This window comes from Sinobaca sp. TMA16-18, from assembly GCF_059510535.1.
On the sequence record NZ_JCAKFM010000001.1, the window covers coordinates 641,023 to 654,199 of the forward strand.

Below are 13,177 nucleotides of genomic sequence, written 5' to 3' on the forward strand. Positions count from 1 at the left end.
AGGTTTGAATAATGAAAACAAGCGATATTCTAGTAGGGGTTGGCGTTGGAATTGTAGCCGGCTATGCTTTAAGTGAATGCACTGCAAAGGACCAAATCTCGCCCGAAAAAGCCTTGAAAAAGGTAAAAGAAAATGTGAAAGACCATATTTCCATTAACGGTTCCTGGATTCACATGACCCCGGAAAACTACAAGAAAGATCAATTGGAGTACCGTGTTTACCGCGGCGGCCTTTCAAGCACTAAAGAAGGCAGAACCAATCAGATGGACTTTATTGTAGACGCCAAAACAGGTACCATTCTTGAACTTTCTTCATAAATAAACAATGATCCTCCCCGTGCAGATGCTGCACAGCGGAGGATTTTTTATGCAAAATAACTGTACGGGGTCGCTTTCCGCAGGCCATGTCTCAGCTAAAGAGGAAAAAATCGTCCTCTTTATCTTCGCCGATGGCTGTTCTGCAGGAGTCTCCCCCCTGTTTTTTGCTTCATTGTTGACAGACGTTCTAAAGAATTCAGATCCTGTATAGATATACTTGATGGAGTGATTTCTCGACCATCTAAAAAAAGGGCTCCCTTATCGGAAGCCCCTTTTTTCTTATGCACGTATAGGTTTTTTTAGAATGGCAAGCAAAATCATAGTAACTACAGAACCAATTAAGATCGACAGGGCATACAGCCATGGACCGCTGCCTTGTACCGCATTCAGGAAGAATACGATAAAGCCGCCGTGCGGAGCCAGAAGTTCTGAATTAAAGAACATTGCCAAACCGCCGGCTGTAGCCGAACCAATCACGGCTGCCGGAATAACCCGGGCCGGGTCTGCTGCAGCAAATGGAATGGCACCTTCTGTGATAAAGAACCCGCCCATCAGATAGTTGGAGACACCTGCATCTCTCTGCTCTTCTGTGAAACGATTTTTAAAGAATGTAGTAGCGAGCGCAATTCCAAGTGGCGGCACCATGCCTCCAGCCATTACGGCTGCATGGGGTGCGAAGTTACCGGCTGTGATCATGGCAATACCAAACGTAAAGGCTGCTTTGTTGATCGGTCCGCCCATATCGACTGCCATCATGCCACCAAGCAGAATACCGAGCAGAATAATATTTCCTGTGCCCAGTCCGCCGAGCCAATCCTGAAGGAATAGGTTCAGGGTGGCGACAGGAGGGATAATGATAAAGTACATAATCAAACCAGTAATCATAATGTTTAGAACAGGATAGAACAAGATCGTTTTGATGCCGTCAAAGACTCTAGGAAGGCCGGCAAGAGCTTTCTTAACCCCAAGAGCCATGTAACCGGCAAGGAAACCAGCAATTAATCCACCGAGAAATCCAGCTGTTACCGGATCTTCCCCGACTCCCTGCGTTGCCATAAACCCGGCAATCATACCTGGAGCAAAACCTGGACGATCGGCAATGCTCATCGCGATAAACCCGGCAAGTACGGCAATAAAGAGTCCAAAGGCAAACTGGCCGCCGATAGCGTTCAAAGCTACAGCAAAGGTGTTCTCCGGCTCAATGCCCCATAAGAAGGAGATAGCGATCAAAATACCACCGCCGACAACAAATGGAAGCATGTTCGACACACCATTCATTAAGTGACGATAAATGGTATTGATTACGCCTCGTTTTTCACCGGTGTTTTCTGATTTCACATCAGATCCGGATGACCTGTGGATGGAAGCGTCTTTTTGTTTGGCACGAGTGAGCAGCTGCTCCGGCTTGCGGATACCATCTGCTACCGGTACGGAAATGACGGGTTTTCCATCAAAGCGGTCCATTTCGACTTTTGTATCCGCCGCTACAATAATCGCATCGGCGTTGGCAATATCTTCAGCCGTCAGGCGGTTTTTCACACCGTCCGAGCCGTTTGTTTCCACTTTCAAGCGCATGTCCATCTCTTTTGCTTTTGCTTTTAGGGAATCAGCTGCCATATACGTGTGGGCGATGCCTGTCGGACACGCAGTTACCGCCAGATATGTCGGTACAGAAGCATCTGCCGCATTGCCTGCTGAGGACGCCTGAGCCGTTTCTTCTGCTTCGGCTTCTCCAAGCTTTTCCTTTTCTTTCTGATCTACAGCTGCCAGAATTTCTTCTTCACTGGATGCCTCAAGCAGTGTTTCCCGGAAGCCTTCATCCATTAATAAAGTGGAAAGCCTGGAAAGTGTCTGCAGGTGGCTTTCATTTGCTCCTTCGCTTGCAGCGATCATAAATACTAAATGGGCCGGCTGGCCATCCAGGGATTCATAATCCGTGCCGCCTTTCGAACGTCCAAAAGCGATAGAAGGCGTCTGCACGGCGCTTGTTTTCGCGTGCGGGATAGCAATGCCTTCCCCGATTCCGGTCGTGCTTTCGCTTTCTCTTGTTAAAATAGCTTCACGGTAACGGTCTTTGTCGCTCAGTCGGCCTGCATCATCAAGTTTTTGCACTAACTCATCAATGACTCCACTTTTTTCTGTAGACCGCAGATCAAGAATAATCGTGTCTTTCTTTAATAGTTCTGTAATTTTCATAACCTTTCACCCCTCCAAATTACTTTATGTTATACCGTGGTACACTCCATCTGCTTCAGAAGCTCTTCCACCTGCTCTTTTGTACAGAATGTTTCTGAAAATGCAGTAGCACTTCCTGTGGCAACCGCAAAAGAGATAATGTCTTCCGGCATGCTCTGTTTCTGGTGTTCATAAATGAATCCCGCTACAAGTGAATCACCAGCCCCTACCGAATTAAGCGGTTTTCTGGGCGGTACCTTTGCAACAAGGCGGCCTCCGTCATGCAGATACAAAGCCCCTTCTCCTGCCATCGAGATCACAACGTGATTCACGCCGAAGTCTTCTCTAAGCCTGCTGCCATAATAAATCGCCTGTTCCATCGTTTCCACTTCCGCGTTATATAACTCCGCCAGCTCGTGATGGTTCGGCTTTACAAAATCGGGCCCTGCTTGTAATGCTTCCTTCAGAGCTTCTCCACTCGTATCCAGGTAGCAGGTAATATTTCTCTCTTTTAGTAAAGTGATCATCTCTTTGTAAATTGTTTTTGGGAGGCTGGCCGGAACGCTGCCTGCCAGGACGACACTATCCTCAGAGGTTAATCCGGCAAGCTGTGCTTCCAGCTCTTTTTTGTTTCGTTCTGAAATGTCAGGAGAGGCTCCGTTGATTTCGGATTCTGTGTCCCCGCTGATTTTAATATTAATACGGGTGTCTCCCTCTACCTGAATAAATTCAGACGCAATATCTTCTTCAGCCAGAGTCGTCTCAATATACCCACCGGTAAAGCCGCCGACAAACCCGAGCGCTCTGCTCGGTGCCCCCATTCTCTGGAGCACCCTTGACACATTAATTCCTTTGCCGCCGGGATACTTCCATTCCCGGCTTGTCCGGTTGACGCTTCCTTCTTTAAAATGTGGAACTTCGATTACATAATCGACTGCGGGGTTAAGCGTAACTGTATAAATCATATTTCCACTACCTTTACTCTAGTTTCCTGCTGAATTTTTCTGAGCTGATCCTTATTTGCATAGCTGCTGGTGACAATCTGGGCGTCTGAGAGTTTTCCTACGTTTGCAAAAGAAACATCGTATATCTTTGAATGATCTGCAATAATCACTGATCTCGTGGAGTAAGAAATGGCTGTGTTTTTGACCAGGGCTTCATCGGGATCCGGCGTGGAATACCCATAATAAGGATGAATACCGTTGATGCCTAAAAACGCTGTATCAAATCGAAATTCCTTCAAGGAAGAGGCTGCTTTTTCGCCTGCAAGTGCTGCTGTTCCCGGCTTGGCAAGGCCGCCTGTCACATACGTTCGAATATTATGCTGTAAAAGCAGCGGAACGTGGGTAATGCCATTTGTTACAACGGTCACCTGCTTGTTTTCGAGAAAAGGGATGAGTGCGAGCGTCGTCGTTCCAGCATCGAGAAATATACTTTCCTTTTCTTTTATCATCGAGCCGGCCCATTCAGCAATTTTGTATTTTTCCGGCTGGTTCGCGGCTTCTTTTTCTGCGATCGTCGGTTCATATATTTTTTGTCGGGATAAAGAAGCGCCGCCATGCACCCGCTTGATGAAGTTATCTGATTCAAGGTCGTTTAAATCTCTTCTTATCGTTGACTCCGAAGCACCCGTTTTATCCACCAGGTCCTGAATAGACACGACTTCTTTGAGCTTTAATTCCTGAATGATCGCTTCTTTTCTCTGAGCGTGCAGCATCTCCTTCTCTCCTTTGCATGCATCTTTCAAAAAGTAAGCGTTTACTTTTTGATCCTCCGCATGAATTAATGATCTCTTAAAAAGATAATAGCATCACTTTCATTCAAAATCAATCATAAATAATCAAAAAAAGACAATTATTTTTGATTATCATTCATTTTCATTCAAAAACAGCCACGATAAAACAAAAAAAGAACAGCCAATCGGCTGTTTTAGAAAGAATTATCAGACGGCAGCTTCTGCCGGCGTCCTTTCATTCATTCCCTTTTTCTATCGTTTGTTTCGGTTGGCCGCTGCTGTCGTATTGGATAGCCCGGTACTTGTAGTCATGATAAAAGGTAAACCACGCTTCATTATTGTAGCCTATATCCATATATTTCTGTTTAACGGCGATCGAATCCATTGGATAATCATCATAAGCCATAACCCACAGTACATTCTGGTGGGCATGAGTACCCATGTTATCAGCCATATGAATCAGCATATCGTCTTCCTGTTCAATCGTCAGCAGACTGATGCCTGCGCTGTGTCCGCCCGTCCACTGAAGCTTAAGCCCCGGCAGCAGCTCCAGTTCTGTATCAAACAGCTTCACCTGATGCTCAATTGGCTTCCAGTTGTTTTCCCAGTACGTGCTTTTAGAACGGATATTGGGATTCGTCAGTTCCTTCCACTCGGTCCGTGAAATATGAACCGCAGCTTTTGTAAAAGATGGTACTTCCTTTTCATTCTCCCATTTTACCAGTCCTGCACAGTGATCAAAATGCATATGGGTCATTAATACATCATCAATGTCTTCCGGCTCCAGTCCAAGAGACTTTAGATCTTCTTCTACAAAAGATTCTTCGGTTATGCCAAGATTTTTCATTTGTTTTTCGTTAAATCTGCCATTGCCGAGCCCTGCTTCGAGCAGGATATTTTTTCCGTGTCCCTGGATGAGTATAGGATCGGATCTTAATTCAATCTGATTGTTTTCATTCACTGGATATTTCTTTGACCATAAGGCTTTCGGAACGACCCCGAACATAGCCCCTCCATCCAGATGCGTCACGCCGCCGCGGAGCCAGGTTAATGTGTAATCTCCAATACGAAGTGTATCCATATGGCTGTCCCCTCTCTTTTTATGTAATCGCTAACATTATTTAGTATATCATTAAAGAGAGGCCGGAGCCCCTCTTATCTATTGAAAACGGGCACGTACCATATAAATCGGCTGTCCTTTTTCAGAAAATTTCGCTTCATATTCTGTCATAATGTTTCCTTCTGCCTCTTCACTATGATGCAGGTCAAGCCTCACTGTTTCCAGCTTCATGCCAAATTGGCTCATGCTTTCCAATGAATACTCAAAAAGCCCCTGGTTATCGGTTTTAAATTGAAGCAAACCATCTGGTTTCAGCACTTTTTTATACAGCTCTAAAAACAAAGAATAGGTAAGTCTTCGCTTTTCATGTCTTTTTTTCGGCCATGGGTCCGTAAAGTTAATATACAGCTGATCTACTTCGTTTTCGGCAAACATGTCCTCCAAAAAAAACACATCGCCGTTTATAAAGCATAAATTATCCGGCTCTTCTTCTACGGCCCGCTGTACACCGGTTACAAGAACACTATCGTAGACTTCTACACCAACATAGGAAATATCCGGGTTGGCAAGGCTCATGTCATTCAAAAATTTACCTTTGCCGGTCCCTACTTCCACATGGAGCGGTCGATCTTCTCCAAATTCTTTTTTCCAGCTGCCCGCAGGCGCATCTTCAGCCAGTTTTACATACTTTTTGTTTTCGTTAATATAATCTGAAGCCCACGGCTTGTATCGTAATCTCATAGCATACTCCTTGTTTATTTATTTTCGGCTGTTGACGTCTTCTTTTGTTGGAAGGGCCGCCATGGCTCCTTTGACGGAAGCTGCCAGTCCCCCTGACACACTTGCCGCATGAGCGATATCCAGCCATTCTCCTTTTGATAATTGTTCAATAGGGCGGCCCTTTTCAATGATGGCACTGAGCAGCCCGGAGACATAGGCATCCCCTGCTCCAGTCGTATCTACCGCATGTACTTTTTCAGCGGGAATATCCCATTTTTCTTCTCCTACTACAAGCGTGCTGCCAAGCTCCCCTTTTGTAATAATAAGAACCGGGATAGTATACGCCTGCATTTGTTGAAGCGCCTTGTCTTCTCCTGATTCCCCACTGATCAGCTCCAGCTCTTCTTCCGAGACTTTAACAATATCTGCTTTAGGCAGCATATCCTTAATCCGCTCGACGGCTTCTTCTATCGACGGCCATAAGGCTGGTCGGATGTTGGGATCAAACGAAAGCAGCATCTGCTTTTCTTTCGCGGTATCCACCGCTTTATACGTCGCACGACGGGTGCTCTCCCCTATTAGTGAAATAGAGCCGTAATGCAGGACAGACGCCTGTTCAAACAGGTCTTGCTTAATATCTGCTTCTTCTAGCAGCTGATCGGCAGCCGGGTTAATATAAAAGTCAAACGCTCTTTCTCCATCGCTGCTGTTCGTAACAAACACGACACCCGTTTTGGTTTGCTTTGTAAAAGAAATCATATCTGTTTTAACTCCGAAATTTTGCAGTGTGTCAAATAAAAACCTTCCCATTACATCGTCTCCAAGCTTACCGGCAAAATAGGAATCGATCCCCATTTTCGCCAAACCAACTGCAACGTTGGCTGGAGCGCCGCCCGGGCTTCTAATAAATTGAGAATTGCTGCTGTCTGCGGGAATAAAGTCAATAAGTGCTTCTCCTAAACAAATTACACCATTTTTCATTGTTGTTCCTCCTTATGTATGATTCTGGAAAATATGCCCCTCTGAGAACCAGAGAGGCATAAATTTCATTATTGTTCCCGCTTTTTTTCTGCGGTTGTTTTAAAAGAAGCAGTCTGTAAATAGGTTACCCACTGCGAAGCAGTCAGCAGATCATTTTTCCGCTGATGTTCCACTGCCTGCTGAAACGCATGCGAAACAACATACCAGTTCATTTTCGTTTTCAGGGTTTCTGTCAAAGATAACCCGTAATGATCAAGCCAGGTGGTCCATTCTTTTTCGGGAATATATTCATGCAGCAGCAGGCCGATATCATAGGCGGGGTCTCTTACCGAAGCGCTGTCCCAGTCTATAAGATAAAGGTCCCCCCGGCTGTTGACGATCCAGTTATTATGATTCATATCTCCGTGGCATACGACCATTTTAGCCGGATATACATACTGAAGCTCCTCTTTCAAATAATAGAGGGCATCTGTCATCGCCGGATGTTTTTCCCCGAGATTTTCGTAGCTGCTTTCCAGCTCTTCCACGATAAGTTCCGGCGTTCTCGGCTTATTGCCGATTCTCTGAAACATATCGAGAAGCTCTGCCGATGAATGAATTTTTGAAAGAAGCTCCGCCACCTGTGGTTCTCCCATGTCTTTGGCACGCAGTTCTCTGCTGTTAACCCACTTCTGTGCTGTAATAACATCCCCATTCTCCAGACGCTTTGTCCACAGAAGCTTCGGAACAATGCCTTCCGCAGAAAGAACAGCCAGAAAAGGAGAGGAATTTCTTTTTAGAAAAATTTTCCGTTCACCCAGCCAGGCAATATAGGCTTCTCCGCTTGATCCTCCTGCCGGCTTTACGTTCCATCCGTCTCCTAATTGAAATTCCAATATATTCACTCTCGTTTTGTTTGTGTCATCTGAGTTTTTCATAATGGAATCCTTTATTATTTATTCGCCTGTAAAGGCTTATTTTATACGTGCACAGCAAGAACAACGGTGCTTAACGGCGGTATCGTTATCCTATTAGAGCGAATCGTTCTTAATGGTATCAAAGAAGCTCTATCTCCGTCAACGATCATATGAAACGTTTTCGCTTCTTCCAGCGGAAGGGTTTGTTCAAACGGGGAGGCATTAAAAAACAGCCGCAGCTCTTCTTCCTCGTTTTCCCATTTCACTGCCGTACAGCCATTCTCTGCGGACAGCACATCAAAGGCATTGCGGATGTCTTCCTTATTATCAAGCCGGAGAACGGCATACTTCTTTCGAATGTCCAGCAGATTTTTCGTGAAAATCACCGTATCCAGGTTGCGGTCTTTCTGCTCCCAATCCAGCTGGTTGATCCAGATAGGCGATTTATAACTGTTTTCCACTTCAAATTTCGTCCGGTAAAACTCCTGGCCCGCATGAAGAAAGGGCACGCCCTGCGAGAGAATGACGAGAGCAGAAGCCAGTTTGTGCATGCGTTTAATGTCTTCTTTTTCAAGCTCGGGCCTAGTCTGAACCAGCTGATCCCAAAGCGTATAATTATCATGGCATTCCACATAATTGATTGACTGCAGAGGTGACTCGAACAACGGGCCCTGTTCCATCTCTTCCAATACCGAACCGCTCAAGTAAAAAGGAAGCTCCGCGGCATTTTCTCCTGCCCCATTTACAAACCCGGGAGTCGCCAGATCCATATGGCTTCCTTTGGAAAAGTCCCGCAGCCCGTCATTGAAAAAGCCGACGTCCGGAAGCTCTCCCGCGTGATGATGCGTGGCTCTCTGTTCCGGCGGGAGGCTCGTATCGAGATCCCAGCCTTCTCCGTAGAACAAACTGTCTTTTTTGCGGGCAGATACAAGTGCCTTTGCCTGACGTACAGTTTCAATGTCATGAATGCCCATAAGGTCAAATCGGAATCCATCTACGTGGTAGAAATCTATCCAATGCTTCAGACTGTCCAGTATATATTTGCGCATCATTCCACGTTCAGACGCTGTATCATTTCCAACTCCGGTCCCATTCGATAATTCTCCTGTCTCGGTATACCGGAAATAATAGCCCGGAACGAGAATGGACAGCGGCGATGTTTCTTCATCATAAAAATGGTTGTATACAACGTCCAGCACAAGCCGTAAGCCATGGGCATGAAGGTGGTTTATAAACTGCCAGCATTCTTTAACCTTTGCCATCGGATCAAGAGGGTCCCCTGCGTAGCTTCCTTCCGGCACAAAATGGTGAATCGGATCATATCCCCAGTTGTAGGCAGGCGGATACTCTTCTTCATCTACACTGCCGAAATCGTGCAGCGGCAGAATCTGCACATGTGTGACCCCTAAATCTTTAATATAGGCCAGCCCGGGAGAAACCGCCTCTCTATTTTTTCCCATGTTTGTCCAGGCACCGTATTTTCCTTTTTGGTACATTCCGCTGTTGTAATGAGCGCTGAAGTCTCTCATGTGCACTTCGTAAATAACGGCATCGACCGGACTCGAAAAAGCGGGAAGCGAAACCGGCTTCCCGAACTCCAGTTTTTCAGTGTCCACGACGACGGAAGCCCGGCCGTTTACAGTGGACGATATTGCATACGGATCCACCGTCCGTTTATACTCCCCGTTAATCAGCACTTCGTACTGATATGCGGCTTCGTGCAGAGAGCGGATAGTAGAAAAACGAAACACCCCTTTTTCGGTTCGTTTCATCGGAAGCCTTTCAAGTACAATATCCGTGTTTTCCATATTTACCAGCAGAATATATGCCTCTTCTGCTACTGGAGTCCAGACGGCGAAACTGGTTCTGTTTTTTTCACAAAAAACACCGAGGTCCCCCCCATCGTAATAGTATTTTTCTTCGAACGCCGGTGACCTTGGACTTTCTCCGGTTTCCACCGGAATATCCAGCTCTTCTTCTTCTGATAAAATCCGGTACCTCGTGCCCGCTTCAAGCTCTTCTGCCAGATAAAGTATCGTCCGTTCTTCTACAGTTTCCACTTTTTCTATTTCAAGCTTTTGTTTTCCAGGCTCTTGTATAAGATACAGTGTTTCGTTATTAATACCTGACGTGGGAATAACCGTAACGGTCTGCATATCATTCATACTGGCTCTGATCGTGTTACTTTCTACCGCAGCAGATGCATTCATCTTCTTTTGCTCCTCATGTTGTAATCTTTTTTTTCTAAAGAAAGAGTGATATAGTATTATCCGTTCCATTATAAAAATGCAGTTCCAGCAAACAGGAGGATATTTATGAGTAAATCATCTCAGCATAGAGCACGGCTTCTTATTTCCTGCGCCGACCAGCCCGGCATTGTTGCCGCTGTATCGGATTTTTTCTTTTCACAGGGCGCTAATATCGTGCAGTCGGATCAGTATACGACCGATCCGGAAAACGGCATGTTTTTTATGCGTATCGAACTTGATACAAATCAGAAAGCGTCTGTGCAGGAGCTTCGGGCAGCTTTTTCCGCTGTCGCTTCCTCATTTCAGATGGACTGGCGCCTCGAAGATGCACAAATAAAAAAGAGAATAGCCATCTTTGTCTCAAAAGAGGATCACTGTCTCCTTGAGTTGTTATGGCGCTGGCGCTCCGGTGAACTGGATGCGGAAATCCCCCTCATCATCAGCAATCATGAAACAATGAAAGATGTCGCGGAAAGCTATGGTATTTCTTTTTATCATATACCTGTTGATAAAAAGAATAAACAGTCTGCAGAGTCTGAAGCTTTAAAGTTAATCGATTCCCATCGTATCGATGTAGTGGTTCTCGCCCGCTACATGCAGATTCTCAGCGAATCCTTTGTAGAATCGCTTGAAAATAAAATCATTAACATTCATCATTCTTTCCTGCCGGCGTTTATTGGCGCCAATCCCTACCAGAAAGCGTTTGACCGTGGCGTTAAACTAATTGGGGCCACTGCCCATTATGTAACGAATGATTTGGACGAAGGCCCAATTATTGAGCAGGATGTTCTGCGCGTAAACCACCGCTATTCTGTTAAGGAACTAAAAGTAGCTGGCAGAAATGCAGAGAAACTAGCTCTCGCCCGTGCGGTGAAATGGCACACGGAAGACAAAGTTCTCGTAAACCAGAATAAAACCATTGTATTTCCATAAATGTGATAAATCGGCCGTCCTCTTTTACTAATTAGAGGGCGGCCGGTTTTTCAGGCGGGATTGCGTGGACGTATGTTTAAAAAGAGCTTCTGCTGCCTGAATCTGAGCGAGCTTTACAGGAGCCGGGTTTCTTTTTTTTGCTTCCAGCCAGGTCGGGAGCGTCTGTTTGTCTATTAATTCAGCCGTTCCGGCATACCCTTTGCGGTCAATAATCGAACCGGGAGCAATTATTTCTTTTCTAATTGGCAGCTCAATCCCATCGGCTTCCATAATAGTTGCCGCCATGCTGCTCATACGCTGCATCGGGATGGCAGGGTTAAGGGTTTTTGTAATCTTTCCTTCTGCATACTCATTCCAGAATCTTCCAGTCGATGTATCGAATACGCTGTTCATCTTTCCTTCCAACAGAAGCATGCAGATGATTTCTGTTGGGGTTATCACGATAATATCCAATTCTACTGGAGCATTTTTTATATAAAAAACAGGACGGAATAAGACAAAGAAATTATCCGGCCATTCCCTTAAGAAATATTTCAAATGCTGATTGTAACGCAGTGCTGGTGCGATAGTCGACTCTTCCAGTAGAGAAGAGCTTGCCCAGCGCAGCTGGGATTGAAATAATTCTTCGTAAAACGCTTCAATAAGCTGTTCTTTCGTTTTTCCACGGTAAAAAGCCAGTTTGTCCTGGGCCGGGGATGTTTTTTCCAGTAAAGCAGGTTGTTCAGCCGCCCGGAGGCGTTTCTTTAAAATTGTTCGTCTGAAGAAGCTGGGTTTTGGTTCAAACCATTCCTCTTCCACCACATCCGGTTCCCCCGGCGTTTCATTTATAGAAGAAGTATTGGCTTCAAGCCAGGCCGTCTTCATTTTTTTCCAGCGCTCCTGTTTAAACCTGGAAAACTGGCTGGAATAATGATACATATCGAGCTCATACCGTGAAGCATAGTCAGATAGTTTTAAAAGCTGGGCCATAATCGCCCTCCTCTCTTATATATAGTATACACAATCTTCCACCTGCTTATTTAAAAAACGAGAAAAGCGAGCAACGGTGCGATAATAGAAACGATAATCGCACTAACAGTCATGGCAACAGAACTGGCTGCCCCTTCTTCTTCGCTGTTTTCAAGCGCTTTAGCAGTTCCGATAGCGTGAGCTCCGCTTCCCAATGCCATTCCTTTGGCAAACGGATGGGTAATATGAAACCACCGGGTTACATACGGCGCCATCATGACGCCGCCGATGCCGGCAATCATTACAAATACCGCCGCAAGGGCCGGTATTCCTTCCAAAGATTCAGCTACACTCATCGCAATCGGTGCCGTGACGGATTTAGGCAGAACAGAAGCAAGCAGCTCCTGCTCCTTTGTTACCAATATAGACAGACCCCAACCGGAAGCTGTTCCTGCTGCCGCCCCTACAGCGGAGCTGCAGAGAATGGGAATTAAATAGCGCTTCAGCACTTCTCTTTGACTGTACAGCGGATACGCCAGGGCAACGACGGCCGGTCCAAGGAAATATTCAATCCACCGGCCCCCTTCCATATACACCGTATACGTCACATTTCCCGCTTCCAGCACGATGATAATAAGCACCGTTCCTATCAGGACAGGAAGGGTAAAGGGGGAAGGAAAGCGTTTATACAGTTTCTTTGCTGCTAAATACATTCCTATTGTCAAAAGGATCATTATTACAGCAGTGATCACATCATTCATGTTTTTGTTTCCTCCCCATCAACTGCTGCGCGGTAACACCTGTAAGAGTCATTACGATAAAGGTGCTCGCAAGCGTTATACCTACAAGCCATATACCCGATCCCGTAAACAACGAATAGTACTGCATGATACCAACAGTAACCGGGAGAAAAATAAGCGGCATATTCCGAAGAACCAATGCCGTTCCTTCCTGTATCCAGCGTGGATCGATAAGACGTGCTGAAAGTGCCAGAAATAAAAGAATCATGCCAAGTATGCTTCCCGGTACAGGCAGCTGAAGCCACTGCTGAAGCAGAGAGCCCGCACCGAAAAATAGAAACAGGACGGCAATATGCAGAATAACGCGAAATAAAGCCATTTAGTGGGACACCTCTTTACGATATGGTAAAATTCTGTTGGAAC

13 protein-coding genes are annotated in these 13,177 nt (G+C 45.7%); 2 read left to right on the forward strand and 11 right to left on the reverse strand.

Translation table 11 applies throughout. From position 1 onward, the window contains the following. Positions 1-11: 11 nt before the first annotated feature. Complete coding sequence (locus tag AC5W14_RS03245) at positions 12-317, forward strand: PepSY domain-containing protein (RefSeq protein ID WP_252314565.1); 306 nt, start codon at positions 12-14, stop codon at positions 315-317. Positions 318-596: 279 nt separating this feature from the next. On the opposite strand, the gene AC5W14_RS03250 is transcribed toward AC5W14_RS03245, so the two are convergent. The 8 genes from AC5W14_RS03250 to pulA form a co-directional block, all read right to left on the reverse strand. Beyond that, complete coding sequence (locus AC5W14_RS03250; RefSeq protein ID WP_496059043.1) at positions 597-2,513, reverse strand: PTS fructose transporter subunit IIABC; 1,917 nt, start codon at positions 2,511-2,513, stop codon at positions 597-599. Positions 2,514-2,542: 29 nt separating this feature from the next. Beyond that, positions 2,543-3,457, reverse strand: coding sequence for a 1-phosphofructokinase (pfkB, locus tag AC5W14_RS03255; protein ID WP_496059042.1), 915 nt, complete (start codon positions 3,455-3,457; stop codon positions 2,543-2,545). Then, the gene (locus tag AC5W14_RS03260) at positions 3,454-4,209 is read right to left on the reverse strand and encodes a DeoR/GlpR family DNA-binding transcription regulator (protein ID WP_496059041.1); all 756 of its coding nucleotides are present in this window, start codon (positions 4,207-4,209) and stop codon (positions 3,454-3,456) included. The genes pfkB and AC5W14_RS03260 overlap by 4 nt, the downstream gene beginning before the upstream one ends. Before the next feature lie 253 nt (positions 4,210-4,462). Next, positions 4,463-5,308: a YtnP family quorum-quenching lactonase gene (locus AC5W14_RS03265; RefSeq protein WP_496059040.1), complete on the reverse strand. Its 846-nt coding sequence runs from the start codon at positions 5,306-5,308 to the stop codon at positions 4,463-4,465. Between the two features lie 78 nt (positions 5,309-5,386). After that, complete coding sequence (trmB, locus tag AC5W14_RS03270; RefSeq protein WP_496059039.1) at positions 5,387-6,028, reverse strand: tRNA (guanosine(46)-N7)-methyltransferase TrmB; 642 nt, start codon at positions 6,026-6,028, stop codon at positions 5,387-5,389. A gap of 18 nt (positions 6,029-6,046) precedes the next feature. Next, entirely contained in the window at positions 6,047-6,988 is a 942-nt protein-coding gene (locus AC5W14_RS03275; protein ID WP_496059038.1) for a carbohydrate kinase family protein, read from the reverse strand. Between the two features lie 68 nt (positions 6,989-7,056). After that, a complete protein-coding gene (locus AC5W14_RS03280) occupies positions 7,057-7,905 on the reverse strand; it encodes a phosphotransferase (RefSeq protein ID WP_496059037.1) in 849 nt (282 codons plus the stop codon). A gap of 41 nt (positions 7,906-7,946) precedes the next feature. Further along, entirely contained in the window at positions 7,947-10,094 is a 2,148-nt protein-coding gene (gene pulA, locus AC5W14_RS03285; protein WP_496193657.1) for a type I pullulanase, read from the reverse strand. A 105-nt stretch (positions 10,095-10,199) separates the two neighbouring features. Between pulA and purU the strand changes: the two genes are divergently transcribed. Beyond that, a complete protein-coding gene (gene purU, locus AC5W14_RS03290; RefSeq protein WP_496193658.1) occupies positions 10,200-11,066 on the forward strand; it encodes a formyltetrahydrofolate deformylase in 867 nt (288 codons plus the stop codon). A gap of 27 nt (positions 11,067-11,093) precedes the next feature. Here purU and AC5W14_RS03295 read toward each other — a convergent pair whose 3' ends face one another. From AC5W14_RS03295 to AC5W14_RS03305, 3 genes are read right to left on the reverse strand one after another with little or no spacing between them, the layout of a single operon-like run. Further along, positions 11,094-12,035: an NERD domain-containing protein gene (locus tag AC5W14_RS03295; RefSeq protein ID WP_496059034.1), complete on the reverse strand. Its 942-nt coding sequence runs from the start codon at positions 12,033-12,035 to the stop codon at positions 11,094-11,096. A gap of 50 nt (positions 12,036-12,085) precedes the next feature. Then, the gene (locus tag AC5W14_RS03300) at positions 12,086-12,775 is read right to left on the reverse strand and encodes an LrgB family protein (RefSeq protein WP_496193659.1); all 690 of its coding nucleotides are present in this window, start codon (positions 12,773-12,775) and stop codon (positions 12,086-12,088) included. Continuing rightward, positions 12,768-13,133 (reverse strand): CidA/LrgA family protein, encoded by a 366-nt coding sequence (locus AC5W14_RS03305; RefSeq protein ID WP_496193660.1) that lies wholly within the window; start codon positions 13,131-13,133, stop codon positions 12,768-12,770. Before AC5W14_RS03305 ends, AC5W14_RS03300 begins: the two co-directional genes overlap by 8 nt. Positions 13,134-13,177 lie beyond the last annotated feature (44 nt).

Coding starts and splice junctions, on each gene's coding strand:
- AC5W14_RS03245 (WP_252314565.1), top strand. CDS start 12: ATGAAAACAAGCGATATTCTAGTAGGGGTTGGCGTTGGAATTGTAGCC.
- AC5W14_RS03260 (WP_496059041.1), bottom strand. CDS start 4,209: ATGCTGCACGCTCAGAGAAAAGAAGCGATCATTCAGGAATTAAAGCTC.
- AC5W14_RS03300 (WP_496193659.1), bottom strand. CDS start 12,775: ATGAATGATGTGATCACTGCTGTAATAATGATCCTTTTGACAATAGGA.
- pfkB (WP_496059042.1), bottom strand. CDS start 3,457: ATGATTTATACAGTTACGCTTAACCCCGCAGTCGATTATGTAATCGAA.
- AC5W14_RS03305 (WP_496193660.1), bottom strand. CDS start 13,133: ATGGCTTTATTTCGCGTTATTCTGCATATTGCCGTCCTGTTTCTATTT.
- AC5W14_RS03280 (WP_496059037.1), bottom strand. CDS start 7,905: ATGAAAAACTCAGATGACACAAACAAAACGAGAGTGAATATATTGGAA.
- AC5W14_RS03250 (WP_496059043.1), bottom strand. CDS start 2,513: ATGAAAATTACAGAACTATTAAAGAAAGACACGATTATTCTTGATCTG.
- pulA (WP_496193657.1), bottom strand. CDS start 10,094: ATGAATGCATCTGCTGCGGTAGAAAGTAACACGATCAGAGCCAGTATG.
- AC5W14_RS03295 (WP_496059034.1), bottom strand. CDS start 12,035: ATGGCCCAGCTTTTAAAACTATCTGACTATGCTTCACGGTATGAGCTC.
- AC5W14_RS03275 (WP_496059038.1), bottom strand. CDS start 6,988: ATGAAAAATGGTGTAATTTGTTTAGGAGAAGCACTTATTGACTTTATT.
- purU (WP_496193658.1), top strand. CDS start 10,200: ATGAGTAAATCATCTCAGCATAGAGCACGGCTTCTTATTTCCTGCGCC.
- AC5W14_RS03265 (WP_496059040.1), bottom strand. CDS start 5,308: ATGGATACACTTCGTATTGGAGATTACACATTAACCTGGCTCCGCGGC.
- trmB (WP_496059039.1), bottom strand. CDS start 6,028: ATGAGATTACGATACAAGCCGTGGGCTTCAGATTATATTAACGAAAAC.